Source organism: Roseobacter cerasinus (assembly GCF_009811755.1).
Taxonomy (GTDB): Bacteria; Pseudomonadota; Alphaproteobacteria; order Rhodobacterales; family Rhodobacteraceae; genus Roseobacter; species Roseobacter cerasinus.
The window spans coordinates 516,035-530,596 of record NZ_BLIV01000003.1 but is presented as its reverse complement, the minus strand read 5'-3'; the positions used below and the strand labels follow the sequence as shown (position 1 = coordinate 530,596).

Below are 14,562 nucleotides of genomic sequence, written 5' to 3'. Positions count from 1 at the left end.
TGGAACAATGAAACTGGGGTGGGTCCCCTGAGAGGAGCGTGAGATGTTTAAGGCACTGGTGGTGAGTAAGGATGAGGAAAGTGGAAAAACCTCAGCTACCGTCGAGGAGATGGATGCGGACCGCCTGCCTGCGGGGGACGTGACCGTCGCCGTGGAGTACTCCACGGTGAATTACAAGGATGGGCTTTGCATTGGGCCGGGTGGTGGGTTGGTGCGGACCTATCCGCATGTGCCGGGGATTGATTTCGCAGGCACAGTCGAGGCATCGGAGGATGACCGCTACAAACCCGGTGACAAGGTGGTGCTGACCGGCTGGCGCGTTGGGGAAGTGCATTGGGGTGGTTACGCGCAGAAAGCACGCGTGAAGGCGGATTGGCTTGTGCCTCTGCCTGATGGGCTGGACACGCGGCAGGCGATGGCTGTGGGCACGGCGGGCTTTACCGCGATGCTGGCGGTGATGGCGCTGGAGGATCATGGGTTGAAAGCAGGCGACGGGCCGGTGTTGGTCACGGGGGCTGCGGGCGGTGTGGGGTCTGTCGCCACGGCGATCCTGGCGCATCTGGGCCATGAGGTCGCCGGGGTGACCGGGCGGCCGGAGACCGCGGAGTATCTCAAAAGCCTGGGCGCCAGCCGGATTGTAGCGCGCGAGGAGATCAATGAACCCGTGAAACGCCCACTGGAGGCCGAGACCTGGGCTGCTTGCGTCGATGCCGTGGGTGGCGCGATGCTGGCGCGGGTGTTGGGGCAGATGAGCTATGGCGGCTCGGTCGCGGCTGTGGGCCTTGCCGGTGGTGCGGCGCTGCCTGCGACAGTGATCCCGTTCCTGCTGCGCGGTGTGAACCTTCTGGGCATCGACTCGGTGATGCAGCCCTTTGACAATCGCGTCCGCGCCTGGGACCGCATTGCGCGTGACCTGCCCATGGACAAGCTGGAGGCGATGGTACAGCCCGCCGGTCTGTCTGATCTGCCACAGCTGGGCGCTGACATTCTGAAGGGGCAGGTCAAAGGGCGTGTTGTTGTAGACGTCAACGCCTAAGTGCCTTGTGGGCGTGCCAGAGGAGGATGGCACGCCCTTTTCCAGCCCGATTCAACCCCCTGTTGGTAATCTGCTCCACCCCTGCGGGAATGGGGCGGAATTGTGTTGATTTACCTGCAAACTCGGCGCTACCGAAAGTAAGGGACATACGTATTTGGGAGGTACGCATTGACGATGAAACGGTTTTTGGGATCAGCAGTTTTTGCTGTGGGGATGGCTTTGACGGTGCCGGCCAGCGCGACAACGGTTGGTGTTGACGCATGTTCGGTCAGCGGTGGCGGCTCAGCCGCAACCTTCACATTGGTCACGTCGACTATGGCGGAGTGCTTTGCAGGCAATGCCTCAAACTCAATTGAAGCGACAACGACTGTGCTCCAGATGGAGGGTTGGTCGCTCTACGAGAAACTGGATGCGTCCAGCGGAGCGGCCAATGGAGATTTCAATTTCGACAGCGACACGGCAGGCAACAATGGGTCCAAAGATGGGACGATCTTTGCCGATCTGAGCGGGTTCACCTCGGCCTTCATTGCGCTCAAGGCGGGGAACGGCTTTGGCGCCTTCTTGGTATCGGTGACAGATACAAGCTGGGACTGGACGTCCAGCAAGAACATCTCAAACGTCAGCATCTGGACCAAGGGGACGGCGCCCGATAGCAACACGCCTCCGGGCACTGTGCCGCTTCCAGCTGGCGGAGCCCTTTTGCTTGGTGGGCTGGCCCTGTTGACGATCCGTCGCAGCCGGTCCTGATCCGACACGAAAAGCGTCGCGGTTCTGGCTTCATCTCCCCCCTTTTTGCCGGGTGCATCAGACGGGGCGAGGACTGGCCCGTTGTCTGCTGATAACGTCCGGCCTGAGCCTCAGCCAACGGCGCGACGAGAAGAGACTGCACGATCTCCGCTCAAAGACCGAAGACAGCCCCATTTGCTGCGCGCACGCCCCAGCCTCTCTTGACCTGATCGGTAGGACACGTGACGGTTTGGCCATGACACTTGATACAGATTTTGTGCGCAGCCAGTTCCCCGCTTTTTCGGTGCCGGAGCTGTGCGGGCAGGCCTTCTTTGAAAACGCGGGCGGCTCTTACACATGTGGGGCGGTCATTGACCGGCTCACCCGGTTCTACACCACGCGCAAGGTTCAGCCCTATGCGCCTTACGCGGCCAGCCGCCTCGCAGGCGAAGAGATGGATGACGCCCACGCGCGGCTTGCCGCCATTCTGGGCGTGGAGCGGGACGAGCTGAGCTTTGGCCCCTCCACCACGCAGAATGTCTATGTGCTGGCACAGGCCTTTGCCGAGATGATGACCCCGGGCGAGGCCATCGTGGTGACCAATCAGGATCACGAGGCCAACTCAGGCCCCTGGCGCAGGCTGGCGGCGCGCGGCATTGAGATCCGCGAATGGCAGATCGACCCGGAGACGGGGCATCTGGAGCCGGCGGATCTGGAGGAGTTGCTGGATGACAGCGTTCGGCTGGTGTGCTTTCCGCACTGCTCGAACGTGGTGGGTGAGATCAACCCGGTCACCGAGATCACGGCGCTGGCCCATGCGGCGGGCGCGTTCACCTGCGTTGACGGCGTTTCTTATGCGCCGCACGGGCTGCCGGATGTCGGGGGGCTGGGCCCCGATATCTATCTGTTTTCGGCCTATAAGACCTATGGGCCGCATCAGGGCCTGATGGTCATCCGTCACGCTCTGGGCAGTTTGCTGCCAAATCAGGGGCACCCTTTCAATGGCGATGCCCTCTACAAGCGGTTCACACCGGCGGGGCCGGATCACGCCCAGATCGCAGCCTGTGCCGGTATGGCGGACTATGTCGATGCGCTTTATGCACACCATATCGGCGCTGAGGCGGAGCCTGCGGAGAAGGCGCGCGCCGTGCATGATCTGATGCGCGCGCATGAGATCTCCTTACTGGCGCCAGTGTTGGATGCAGTTTCCACCCGGACGTCCGTGCGCTTGATCGGCCCCGCCGAGGCAGAGATCCGGGCGCCGACAGTGGCACTAGCGCTTGAACGCCCCGGCGCGGCTGTGGCCGCTGATCTGGCAGCACATGGGGTCATGGCCGGAGGTGGCGATTTTTATGCCGGGCGTCCCCTGGAGGCGATGGGTGTCTCCCCGGAAAAAGGAGTTCTCCGGCTCAGCTTTACGCATTACACGACCGCTGCGGAGATCGATCAGCTGCTGGCTGCGCTCGACGCGGTTTTGTGAGCGATTTTTCGTGATCCAATGCCATGTGACCTACGTAGCCTTTGAAATAAATTGCGAAAGTTTTGCCGTGTGAGCGACGCTCCTGTTCTTGTCTGGTTCCGACGGGATGTCCGTCTGAGCGATCACCCGGCCTTGCAGGCCGCCTGCACCGGCGGTCGCCCCGTCATCCCGGTCTTTATTCACGATGAGGCGGTGCAGGGTTTGGGGGCCGCGCCGAAATGGCGGCTGGGACTGGGGCTGGAGTGTTTTGGTGCGGCGCTGCGGGAGAAAGGCAGCCGTCTGATCCTGCGCAAAGGCGACGCGCTGGAGGTCTTGCGCGCCCTCATCAAGGAGACGGGCGCCAGCGCCGTCTATTGGTCGCGTCTCTACGATCCGGAGGCGGTCGCGCGCGACACGAAGGTGAAATCAGCGCTGAAGGGCCAGGGCATTGAGGCCAAGTCCTTTGGCGGGCACCTGATGTTCGAACCCTGGACGGTCGAGACAAAGACCGGCGGGTTCTACAAGGTCTACACACCGTTCTGGAAGATGGTGAAGGATCGGGAAGTCGAGGCGCCGTTGCCTGCGCCGGGCGACATTCCGGCGCCTCAGAGTTGGCCTGAGAGCGACGATCTTGACGCCTGGGCGCTGGGAGCCGCGATGCACCGGGGCGCCGATGTTGTCCGACCGCATGTGCGCCTGGGGGAGCAGGCCGCCCAATCTCGGCTTGGCGCTTTCATCGCGCAGATCATCGCGGGGTATGACACCACGCGCGACCAGCCCAGCGTCGATGGCACGTCGGGCCTGTCCGAGAACCTCAGCCTGGGCGAGATCAGCCCGCATCAGTGCTGGCACGCGGGCCAGCGCGCGCGGGAAGAGGGTAAACCCGGGGCGGAAACCTTTCTGAAGGAGCTGGTCTGGCGCGAATTTGCCTATCACCTGATGCACCACACGCCGCAACTCTTGACCGGCAATTGGAAAGCCGATTGGGACGCCTTCCCCTGGAACCAGGATGAACGCAGCGCCGAGGTACAACGCTGGAAGCAAGGGCGTACGGGCATCCAGTTCGTCGATGCGGCGATGCGCGAGATGTATGTGACGGGCCGGATGCACAACCGCGGGCGCATGATCGTGGCGAGCTACCTGACCAAACATCTGCTCTGCCACTGGAAGATCGGCCTGCAATGGTTCGAGGACTGTCTGATTGACTGGGACCCGGCCAGCAATGCGATGGGCTGGCAGTGGTCAGCCGGGTCCGGGCCGGATGCGACGCCCTATTTCCGTGTGTTCAACCCGGTCACGCAGCTCGACAAGTTCGACAAGGACCGCGCCTATGTGAGGCGCTGGATCGCAGAAGGGCGCCAAACCCCGTCCGACACGGCGCTTGCCTATTTCGATGCGGTGCCGCGCAGCTGGGGGCTTGGCCCCGATGACAGCTATCCCGATCCGGTGGTGGCGGCGGATGCGGGCAGAAAGCGGGCGCTGGAGGCCTATGAGAACCGGGGTTTCTAGAAAGTGATGCAATGTCAACTTGCTATGAGGTGTATGTCAGCCTAGCCTGACAGCGATGCGAAACGGGGAGCGCAGATGATTTTAACAACAACACAGGGGCAGTCGGACCTGCCGCGATACTTCGCGCATGTCTTTGCCATGGCGCAGCAGATGAAATGCGGGCGGGCGGATTTCATCCTGCCGGACGGGCGGTTGTTTCGCGCGGAAGGGCGCAGCCCTGGGCCGGTGGCTGAGCTGCACATTCACAACGACGATCTGTTTGCCCGGCTCATCCGGGAAGGGGATCTGGGCTTTTGCGACGCCTATCTCGATGTCTGGTGGTCGACGCCGGATTTGCAAGCTTTCATGGATCTGGTGCACGAGCAGGACAACGAGCACATCTACGACGGGTTTCCGGGCATGGTCGTGCTGCGCAACTTCGAAAAGTTTCGCTATTGGATGCAGCGCAATCACAAGAAACAGGCCAAACGCAACATCAGCTTTCACTATGATCTCGGGAATGAGTTCTACGGGCTCTGGCTGGATGACACGATGACCTATTCCTCGGCACTCTTCGAGAACGGGCAGGAGAGCACGGAGAAGGCGCAGATCGCAAAGTACAAATCCATGGTGGATGAGATGGGTGCGCAGCCGGGGGATCACATCCTGGAGATTGGCTGCGGCTGGGGCGGCTTTGCCGAATACGCAGCAAAAGAACGCGGGCTCAAGGTCACGGGCCTGACCATCTCCGAAGAGCAGTTTAGGTATGCGCGGGAGCGCATTGAAAAAGCGGGACTTTCTAAGCTTGTAAACTTTAAGCTGCAAGACTATCGCGACGAGACAGGGACTTACGACGGCATTGTCAGCATCGAGATGTTCGAGGCCGTGGGTGAGCGGTACTGGCCAGCCTATTTCGATGTGGTGCGCGACCGGCTGAAGCCGGGCAAGGCCGCGACGCTGCAGATCATCACCGTTGCTGATCGGCGGTGGGCTGTCTACAAGCGGGGTGTGGACTTCATCCAGAAGTACATTTTCCCGGGCGGCATGCTGCCCAGCCCCAGCGTCCTGCGCGATCAGATCGGGCGCGCGGGTCTGGCGGTGGAACGCTCCATCGAGTTTGGCGAAAGCTATTCGCTGACCCTGCGCCGCTGGCATGAGAGCTTCAACGAGAAATGGGATCAGGTGAGTCATCTGGGCTTTGACGACCGCTTCCGGCGGTTGTGGAATTTCTATCTCACCTCTTGTGCTGCGACCTTCCAGAGTGCCAATTGTGATGTCACACAGATCACAGTAAAGCGCCCCGCCTGAGGGGCGCGTGGCCAAAGGAGGCCGGGATGCCCAACGCTGCCCGTCTTGTCGCTGCTCTTTGCGTAGGCGGCCTTGCGCTGATCGTGTCGGTTCAAGTTATGGGGCTGATGCCCGACAGCGCTGACTTTGGTTATTTTACCTATGTCAACGGCCTGATTGGGCTCTGCGTCGGCTGGATTGTGGTGGGAAAGCGGGCGGGCCGGGGTCTTGCCGCGGCGATCAATAACGGGCTGAGCGGCGTTCTGATGTTGCTTCTGTGGGCGCTCTTCGTGCACGCCTGTGTCGAGATGGTCGATCGCGCCTTGGCAAATCGCTACGGCGATGTCTTTCAGGCCATCGTGGCGGTGCTCAAATTGATGGCGGAGTATGGGCTGGTTCTCTTGGATACCCTTGCGATCGCAACGCTGATCGCGGGCGGTCTTGTGTCCGGGTTGCTCACGGAATACGCGTGGCGCAGCGGGCGCTAAGGACGGGACCCATGACATCGCATTTCTTCTTTGGCACCCTGTGTCATCCGCCTCTGCTGGCGGCGGTGATTGGCGAGACGGCCCATATCACGCTGCACGCCGCACAACTGCCGGGCTACCGCATTGAGGCTGCCCGCGAAGGGCCGTTTCCCGCGATCACGGCTGATCCGGATGCCGTCACCTCGGGCCTTCGGGCCGAGGGCCTGCGCCCGGATGATATCGAGAAGCTCGACTACTATGAGGACGCCTTCGGGTATTACCCGACGGATGTCACATTAACCGATGGCAGCGCTGCCCGTGTTTATCTGCCAAAGGCGGGCGCCGCGACACCCGCTGGGTCCTGGTCTCTTGAAGTCTGGGAACAGACCTGGGGGGCGCTCAGCGTTGAGGCGGCGCGAGAGGTGATGGGCTATCACGGCACCCGACCTGCTGCTGAGGTCGGAGCGATGTTTCCACGCATACGGGCCCGTGCGTGGTCGCGGATCAACGCGGCGCAGAGCCAGCATGGCGCAGGGACCCTGACAGGCCAGATTGAAGTGAGCGCCCGCCGCAGGGTCTACGCCGATTTCTTCGCGCTCGACGAGATCGATCTGCGCCACACCCGGTTCAACGGCAGCATGGGCGCGTCAATGACACGCGGCGTTTTCATCGTGTCCGATGCGGCGCTGGTCCTGCCCTATGATCCCATGCGCGACCGGGTGCTGTTGGTTGAACAGATGCGCGTGGGGCCTCTGGCGCGCGGCGATCGCGCCTGCTGGCAGTTGGAGCCGGTGGCCGGGCTGATCGATCCCGGTGAGACCGCCGAGGAAGCGGCTCGCCGCGAAGCGGTGGAAGAGGCCGGGTTGACGCTCGGGGCGCTGCACAAGGTTGGTGAAACCTACGCGTCCCCCGGCAATTCGACCGAATTCTACAACACATTTGTCGGTATCGCGGACCTGCCGGACACAGCGGCCGGGTTGGGCGGGCTGGAGGACGAACAGGAGGACATTCGCGCGCATCTGATGTCCTTTGAAGCACTGATGGAGCTCTGCGACAGCGGGCAGGCGGCCAATACGCCGCTGGTGATGATGGCCTATTGGCTGGCGCGCCACCGGGCGCGATTGCGCGGCACCTCTTGAGGTCATCTCACCGCACGGCTAGGTGTGGTGGACATAGACGAGAGGAACCGACGCGATGCATGTTGCAGGCGATCTGGCCAAGGCCATTGGAAACACCCCGCTGATCCGTTTGAAGAAAGCCAGCGAGGCGACCGGGTGCGAGATCCTCGGCAAGGCCGAGTTCATGAACCCCGGCCAATCCGTCAAGGATCGCGCGGCGCTTTTCATCATCAAGGACGCGGTGGAAAAGGGGCTGCTACGCCCCGGTGGCACCATTGTCGAAGGCACCGCTGGCAACACCGGCATTGGTCTGGCGCTGGTTGGCGCCTCCATGGGGTTCAAGACGGTGATCGTGATCCCCGAAACCCAGAGCCAGGAAAAAAAGGACATGCTGCGCTTGGCCGGAGCTGAGTTGGTACAGGTGCCTGCCGCGCCCTATCGCAACCCCAACAACTTTGTGCGCTATTCCGAACGGCTGGCCGCAGAGTTGGCGCGCAGCACCAATGAAGGCGTGATCTGGGCCAACCAGTTCGACAACGTGGCCAACCGACAAGCGCATGTTGAGACCACCGGGCTAGAGATCTGGGAGCAGACCGGCGGCAAGGTCGATGGCTTCATCTGTGCTGTGGGGTCGGGCGGCACGCTTGCAGGCGTCTCAGAGGTGCTGAAACCCAAAGGCGTGAAGATCGGCTTGGCTGATCCGGACGGCGCGTCGCTCTACAACTACTACACCAATGGTGAGCTGAAGATGTCCGAAGGATCCTCGATCAACGAGGGCATCGGGCAAATCCGCATCACCAAGAACCTCGAAGGGTTCACACCCGACTATGCCTATAACATTCACGACGCTGAGGCGCTGCCGATTGTCTTTGACCTGCTGCAGCACGAAGGGTTGTGCCTGGGTGGCTCCTCCGGCGTGAATGTCGCGGGTGCGATACGCATGGCCCGCGACATGGGGCCGGGGCACACAATCGTGACCATTCTCTGCGACTTCGGCACCCGCTATCAATCCAAGCTCTTCAACCCGGAGTTCCTGAAAGAAAAGGGGCTGCCGGTGCCAGACTGGCTGGATCGCGCTCCGATGAGCATTCCGGGCGTCTTCGAAGACGTATGAGGCTGATCCTTCATGCTGTCTGCGGGTTGGTGCTGATCGCGCTGCTGGCATGGAGCCTGCCCGCCAGCGCCCAACAGCAGAGCAGCGGGCTGAACCTGCAGGCCTGGAACAGCGTCGCGAGCCTGGCCGAAGACGCGATCGAGAACGATACCGCCAGCAATGAACGGTTCGAGCGGCTGCGGGCGGAGATCGCCACCTATCGCTCCGAGTTCACAGCAGGCACGCAGGTCAACGCTGAGCGCATAGCAACCCTGCGCAGCCAGATCGAGGCCTTGGGCCCCGTGCCTGAGAGCGGAGAAGAGCCTGCCGATATCGCCGGGCGCCGGGCCGAGCTGGAAGCGCAGCTGGAGATGTTGCTCGCACCGGTGCGGACCGCCGAGGAGGCGTTTCGCCACGCCGACGGGCTGATCCGTGAGATCGACGCGATCATCCGTGAACGGCAGGCAGAACGTCTGCTGGCCCTCGGGCCGTCCCCGTTAAACCCGCTGCACTGGCCCGTTGCCTTGAATGACTTCGGCACCATCCTGCGGGGCCTCGCGCTGGAACTGGAGATGGTCGCGGACCCGGTGCGCCAGCAACAGATGGCTGAAAACCTGCCGCTGATCCTGCTGCTTCTGGTGGTGGCTCTGGCGCTGATCATCCGTGGGCGCCACTGGGCCGGACTCTGGCTCAGCTACCTGCGCCGATGGGGCGGGCGTGGCTCCGGTGTGTGGCGGTTCCTGGTGTCGCTGCTGCGGATCTTTCTGCCGCTCGCCGGTCTCTTCACCCTCACCTATGCGCTGCGCAAGACCGGCATGGCCGGGGAGCGGTTTGATCGCATCCTTGAGGCGCTGCCGATTTTCGGGCTGATCCTGCTGGGCTTTCGCTGGCTGGCTGAGCGGCTCTTTGCGCGCGACGATGACGACGCGCTGATCCATCTGCCCGCTGGCAAACGGTCGAAGCTGCGCTTCTACGTCCTGCTGTTGTCGGTGCTCTTCGTGTCTCGGGGCGCGATCAACCTTCTGGTCGGTTTCGAAGATGTCGATCCGGCCACCGACGCGGTCATGGCCTTTCCGATTGTCGTGCTTATCGCCCTGGTGTTGGCGCCGATCGGTCTGATCCTGCGCAGTTACCGGCTGCGTCCGGAGGGTGAGGATGACGAGGCGCAAGTCCGCGGCATCGGGCTTGCCCGTGCTGTGCGCACCGCGGGATCGGCGTTGGTTGTGGTCTCTGTCGTGGCACCGATCATGGCCGCGGTCGGCTATGCGGAGGCCGGTGACGCGCTGCTCTATCCCACGTTGGTCAGCCTGCTTGTCCTCGGTTTCGTTGTCACGCTGCAGCGTTTCTCCGTCGATCTCTACGGCCTTGTCACAGGCGATCCCGAGACTGCACGGGATGCGCTGATCCCCGTGCTTGTAGGCTTTGTGCTTGTCATCGCATCAGCCCCGTTGCTTGCGCTGGTCTGGGGCGCGCGGGTCGCGGACCTGACCGAAGTCTGGTCGATGTTCAGCCGTGGGTTTGCCATCGGCGACACCCGCATCTCACCCGGTGATTTTCTGACCTTTGCGGTGATCTTTGGCGCAGGCTACGCCATCACGCGCCTGCTGCAGAGCACCATGCGCGTGAATGTGCTGCCCAAGACCCGGATCGACATTGGCGGGCAAAACGCGATCATCTCGGGCCTGGGCTACGTGGGGATCTTCCTTGCGGCCGTGCTCGCCATCACCGGGGCAGGGATTGATCTGTCGTCTTTGGCCATCGTCGCCGGTGCGCTTTCAGTCGGCATCGGCTTTGGGCTTCAGACCATCGTGTCGAACTTCGTCTCAGGCATCATCCTGCTGATCGAACGACCCATCTCGGAAGGCGACTGGATCGAGGTTGGTGGCCAGATGGGCTACGTCAAGGATATCTCCGTGCGCGCCACGCGGATCGAGACTTTCGACCGGACGGATGTGATCGTGCCCAATGCCGATCTGGTGTCCGGCACGGTCACGAATTATACGCGTGGCAACAAGGTGGGGCGGCTGATCGTGCCCATTGGCGTGGCCTACGGCACGGACACGCGCCGGGTCGATAAGATCCTGCGCGAGATTGCCGAAGCACAACCCATGGTGCTGCGCACGCCTGCGCCGCTGATCCTGTTCAACAACTTCGGCGCGGACTCGCTGGAATTCGAGATCCGCGTGATCCTGCGAGATGTGAACTGGATGATTGTTGTCAAGAACGACATCAACCACGCCATCGCGGAGCGCTTTGCCGAAGAGGGGATCGAGGTGCCCTTTGCGCAACGCGATATCTGGCTGCGCAACCCTGAGGTTCTACAAAGCGGGCAGGATACGGTTGAGCCGCCCTCCCCCGAGAGTGACGATCTGGCTTGAAACACAAGGGCTTCGGCGCGGATTTGCGCGATTTTGGCTCTTGCAAAGGGCAGGGGAGCCGGGCTACACCGCCCGAACGGAGCGGTGGCCGAGTGGTCGAAGGCGCACGCCTGGAAAGTGTGTAGGCGGGAGACCGTCTCCAGGGTTCGAATCCCTGTCGCTCCGCCACTTCTTTTGCCCGTGCCTGTGCGCACGTTCATGACATTGGACGCTGCGGACGCAGAGTGAAGCAGGTCGGCAATGATAAACACGCGCTAGAGCACCGCAGGCAGCTTCTCCCGTTGCCCTTGGCCGACCTGACGAATGATTGCGCCCAGGTCCATCAATTGTTTGGCGAGCGGATTTGTCTTGCGCCAGATCATACCAATTGTGCGTTTTGGTCGGTCTGACTTGAAATGGGAGACTGAAACAGAGGTGTTGCGCGTTTCCAATGGCACCGCCATCTCCGGGATCAGCGTCAGCCCCAGGCCGGAATCGACCATCTGCACCAGGGTCGATAGGGACGACCCCTCCATCAGAAGGCTCGGGGCCGTGGGGCGGATATCGCAGAACGACAGGGCCTGATCGCGAAAGCAATGTCCCTCTTCCAACAAGAGCAGTTTCATCTCCTGAAGCCTGTCCGGACTTGGCACAGGTTTGTGCGCATCCTCAAGCGATCGTACCAGCACGAACTCCTCATCAAAGAGCGCAAACTCACGTAACGCGGGTTCAGACACCGGCAAAGCCGCCACAACGATATCGAGCCGGGACTGCAGCACATCTTCGATCAGCGACTGGGTGACGGATTCTCTGGGCAAAAGCTCCAGATCCGGGAAGCGCCGCGACAGTTCCCGAATGATCGCAGGCAGCAGATAAGGGGCGACGGTGGGGATAACGCCGATCCGCAGGCTGCCCTGGAGCGGGCCATCAGCAGAGCGCGCCAGTTCCGACATCTCCTCGACATCGGTGAGGATCTTGCGGGCGCGGGTGAGAAACTCAGTCCCCAGCGCCGTCAGGCGGATCTGCCGGGCACTGCGTTCCACCAGCGGGGCGCCCAGCATGGTCTCCAATTCTTTGATCTGTGAGGACAGCGCCGGTTGCGAGATTGAGCAGGCTTCCGCCGCCCGGCCAAAGTGGCCCATGCGCGCCAAAGCATCGAAATACCTGAAATGTTTGAGCGTGAAGTTTATCATAGGCTGAAGTTATCGTTGAAAGAAGTATTTTCAATTGGAAACTATCGCTGCCCTTTCGTAATTTCACTGTACCGACCTAGAATCGTTTTAAACTCCAGGAGACCCAGCGATGGATGGAAACCAATTCAAAGGCCTCGGCGGCTGCCCCGTGAACCACGGCGGCAACACGGCGATGGACAAGCCGGTGACCAAATGGTGGCCGAATGCTCTGAACCTCGACATCCTGCACCAGCATGGTGCGCGCACCAACCCGATGGATGCGGATTACAACCATCGCGAAGCCGTCAAGGCGCTGGATTTCGAGGCGGTCAAGGCCGACGTGAAGGCGCTGATGACGGAGAACCAGGATTGGTGGCCAGCGGATTGGGGTCACTACGGCGGCTTGATGATCCGGCTCGCCTGGCACTCCGCGGGGTCTTACCGCATGCAGGACGGACGCGGCGGTGCGGGCTCGGGCAACATCCGTTTTGCGCCGCTGAACTCCTGGCCGGATAACGCGAGCCTCGACAAGGCGCGCCGCCTGCTCTGGCCGGTCAAGAAGAAGTATGGCAACGCGCTCTCCTGGGCGGATCTGATCATCCTGTCGGGCAACATGGCGTATGAGTCGATGGGTTTCAAAACCTTCGGTTTCGGTTTTGGCCGCGAGGACATCTGGGGCCCGGAAACCGACGTTTACTGGGGGTCCGAAAACGAATGGCTGGCGCCGTCCGAGAACCGCTATGGCGACCTCAACGATGCCACTACGCTCGACAACCCGCTCTCGGCTGTGCACATGGGCCTGATCTATGTGAATCCAGAAGGCGTGAATGGTCAGCCTGATCCGGCAAGAACGGCGGCGCATGTGCGCGAGACCTTTGCCCGCATGGCGATGGACGATGAAGAGACAGCGGCGCTGACCTGTGGGGGCCACACCGTTGGCAAAGCACATGGCGCGATGGCAGGCGACAACATCGGCGTCGAGCCGGAAGGCGCCGGCATTGAGGGGCAGGGCTTGGGCTGGGCCAACGCCGATCACGGCGGAACGGCATCGAACGCCTTCACCTCCGGCATCGAAGGGGCCTGGACAAAGGAGCCGACCAAGTTCGACATGGGCTATTTCGACTATCTCTTCGGCTATGAATGGGAGCTGACCAAATCGCCTGCAGGCGCGTGGCAGTGGGCACCGGTGGACATGCCCGACAGCGAAAAGCCTGTTGATGCAGGCGACGGCAGCACGCCCAAGATGCCGATGATGACGGACGCGGACATGGCGATGAAGGTTGACCCGGTCTACAACGAGATCTGCCAGAAGTTCATGGCGGACCCCGAGTACTTCAAGGACACCTTCGCCCGTGCCTGGTTCAAGCTGACCCATCGCGACATGGGGCCGCGCGCGAACTACTATGGGCCGGATGTGCCAGCAGAAGACCTGATCTGGCAGGATCCGATCCCGGCTGGTCCCACCGGCTACGATGTAGCGGCGGTGAAAGCGAAGATCGCGGAAAGCGGTCTGACATCCGCCGAGCTGATCGCCACCGCCTGGGACAGCGCGCGGACCTTCCGTGGCTCTGACAAGCGGGGCGGGGCCAATGGCGCGCGCATCCGTCTTGCACCGCAGAAGGACTGGGCCGGGAACGAGCCGGAGCGTTTGGCCAAAGTGCTGGGCATTCTGGAACCCATCGCTGCCGAAGCGGGTGCATCCATTGCGGATACGATTGTGCTGGCGGGCAATGTAGGCCTGGAACAGGCGATCAAGGCGGGTGGCCATTCAGCCGAAGTGCCCTTCACGCCCGGACGCGGTGATGCGGACGACAGCCAGACCGACGCTGCAAGCTTTGACGTGCTCGAACCGGTGGCCGATGGCTTCCGCAACTGGCAGAAGGATGAATATTCCGTCTCTGCCGAAGAGATGCTGCTCGACCGGGCGCAGCTCATGGGTCTGACAGCCGCGGAGATGACCGTTCTGCTGGGCGGCATGCGCGTTATGGGCACCAATCACGGCGGCAGCGCGTACGGCGTCTTCACGGATCGGGAAGGCGCGTTGACGAATGACTTTTTCGTCAACCTGACCGATATGTCTTACAGCTGGCACCCGCTGGATGATGGCAGCTTTGAGGTGCGGGACCGTGCCTCAGGCGACATCAAATGGCCCGCCACCAGCGCCGATCTGGTCTTTGGCTCCAACTCGATCCTGCGCTCCTATGCGGAGGTCTACGCCCAGGACGACAACGGTGAGAAGTTTGTGAAGGACTTCGTTGCCGCCTGGACCAAGGTCATGAACGCCGACCGCTTCGACCTGGTGGCCTGATCAGAGCGTCCGGCACTGATCGGGGCGCAGTTTAGAAGCAATAGGACAGGC

Annotated in this window: 11 protein-coding genes and 1 tRNA gene; 11 read left to right on the top strand and 1 reads right to left on the bottom strand. The window is 62.0% G+C overall.

Features of this window, described 5'->3' with window-relative positions:
- The first annotated feature begins 43 nt into the window (after nucleotides 1-43).
- The 10 genes from acuI (at nucleotide 44) to So717_RS10025 (ending at nucleotide 11,220) form a co-directional block, all read left to right on the top strand.
- Nucleotides 44-1,036, top strand: a complete 993-nt coding sequence (acuI, locus tag So717_RS10070) for an acryloyl-CoA reductase (protein WP_159976768.1) — start codon at nucleotides 44-46, stop codon at nucleotides 1,034-1,036.
- Between the two features lie 213 nt (nucleotides 1,037-1,249).
- The gene (locus So717_RS10065; protein ID WP_159976766.1) at nucleotides 1,250-1,783 is read left to right on the top strand and encodes a hypothetical protein; all 534 of its coding nucleotides are present in this window, start codon (nucleotides 1,250-1,252) and stop codon (nucleotides 1,781-1,783) included.
- 235 nt (nucleotides 1,784-2,018) lie between these two features.
- Nucleotides 2,019-3,242 (top strand): aminotransferase class V-fold PLP-dependent enzyme, encoded by a 1,224-nt coding sequence (locus So717_RS10060; protein WP_159976764.1) that lies wholly within the window; start codon nucleotides 2,019-2,021, stop codon nucleotides 3,240-3,242.
- A gap of 69 nt (nucleotides 3,243-3,311) precedes the next feature.
- On the top strand, nucleotides 3,312-4,730 hold the full coding sequence (locus So717_RS10055; protein ID WP_159976762.1) for a cryptochrome/photolyase family protein: 1,419 nt from the start codon (nucleotides 3,312-3,314) through the stop codon (nucleotides 4,728-4,730).
- A 75-nt stretch (nucleotides 4,731-4,805) separates the two neighbouring features.
- Complete coding sequence (locus So717_RS10050) at nucleotides 4,806-6,017, top strand: SAM-dependent methyltransferase (RefSeq protein ID WP_159976760.1); 1,212 nt, start codon at nucleotides 4,806-4,808, stop codon at nucleotides 6,015-6,017.
- 26 nt (nucleotides 6,018-6,043) lie between these two features.
- Complete coding sequence (locus So717_RS10045) at nucleotides 6,044-6,484, top strand: TrgA family protein (protein WP_159976758.1); 441 nt, start codon at nucleotides 6,044-6,046, stop codon at nucleotides 6,482-6,484.
- Nucleotides 6,485-6,495: 11 nt separating this feature from the next.
- Nucleotides 6,496-7,602 (top strand): NUDIX domain-containing protein, encoded by a 1,107-nt coding sequence (locus tag So717_RS22520; RefSeq protein ID WP_159976756.1) that lies wholly within the window; start codon nucleotides 6,496-6,498, stop codon nucleotides 7,600-7,602.
- A 55-nt stretch (nucleotides 7,603-7,657) separates the two neighbouring features.
- Nucleotides 7,658-8,695: a cysteine synthase A gene (locus So717_RS10035; protein WP_159976754.1), complete on the top strand. Its 1,038-nt coding sequence runs from the start codon at nucleotides 7,658-7,660 to the stop codon at nucleotides 8,693-8,695.
- Entirely contained in the window at nucleotides 8,692-11,052 is a 2,361-nt protein-coding gene (locus So717_RS10030; RefSeq protein WP_174239028.1) for a DUF3772 domain-containing protein, read from the top strand. The genes So717_RS10035 and So717_RS10030 overlap by 4 nt, the downstream gene beginning before the upstream one ends.
- Before the next feature lie 78 nt (nucleotides 11,053-11,130).
- Nucleotides 11,131-11,220, top strand: a tRNA-Ser gene (locus tag So717_RS10025).
- Between the two features lie 86 nt (nucleotides 11,221-11,306).
- On the opposite strand, the gene So717_RS10020 is transcribed toward So717_RS10025, so the two are convergent.
- Nucleotides 11,307-12,224 carry a hydrogen peroxide-inducible genes activator gene (locus So717_RS10020; RefSeq protein WP_159976752.1) on the bottom strand — a complete coding sequence of 306 codons (918 nt, stop codon included), beginning with the start codon at nucleotides 12,222-12,224 and terminating at the stop codon, nucleotides 11,307-11,309.
- 109 nt (nucleotides 12,225-12,333) lie between these two features.
- Here So717_RS10020 and katG point away from each other — a divergent pair, with 109 nt between their 5' ends.
- Nucleotides 12,334-14,511: a catalase/peroxidase HPI gene (gene katG / locus So717_RS10015; protein WP_159976750.1), complete on the top strand. Its 2,178-nt coding sequence runs from the start codon at nucleotides 12,334-12,336 to the stop codon at nucleotides 14,509-14,511.
- Nucleotides 14,512-14,562 lie beyond the last annotated feature (51 nt).

Excerpts from the sequence above, each read along its gene's own strand:
- So717_RS10045 (WP_159976758.1), top strand. The coding sequence starts at position 6,044 with ATGCCCAACGCTGCCCGTCTTGTCGCTGCTCTTTGCGTAGGCGGCCTT.
- So717_RS10060 (WP_159976764.1), top strand. The coding sequence starts at position 2,019 with ATGACACTTGATACAGATTTTGTGCGCAGCCAGTTCCCCGCTTTTTCG.
- So717_RS10065 (WP_159976766.1), top strand. The coding sequence starts at position 1,250 with ATGGCTTTGACGGTGCCGGCCAGCGCGACAACGGTTGGTGTTGACGCA.
- acuI (WP_159976768.1), top strand. The coding sequence starts at position 44 with ATGTTTAAGGCACTGGTGGTGAGTAAGGATGAGGAAAGTGGAAAAACC.
- So717_RS10020 (WP_159976752.1), bottom strand. The coding sequence starts at position 12,224 with ATGATAAACTTCACGCTCAAACATTTCAGGTATTTCGATGCTTTGGCG.
- So717_RS10030 (WP_174239028.1), top strand. The coding sequence starts at position 8,692 with ATGAGGCTGATCCTTCATGCTGTCTGCGGGTTGGTGCTGATCGCGCTG.
- So717_RS10050 (WP_159976760.1), top strand. The coding sequence starts at position 4,806 with ATGATTTTAACAACAACACAGGGGCAGTCGGACCTGCCGCGATACTTC.
- So717_RS22520 (WP_159976756.1), top strand. The coding sequence starts at position 6,496 with ATGACATCGCATTTCTTCTTTGGCACCCTGTGTCATCCGCCTCTGCTG.
- So717_RS10035 (WP_159976754.1), top strand. The coding sequence starts at position 7,658 with ATGCATGTTGCAGGCGATCTGGCCAAGGCCATTGGAAACACCCCGCTG.
- katG (WP_159976750.1), top strand. The coding sequence starts at position 12,334 with ATGGATGGAAACCAATTCAAAGGCCTCGGCGGCTGCCCCGTGAACCAC.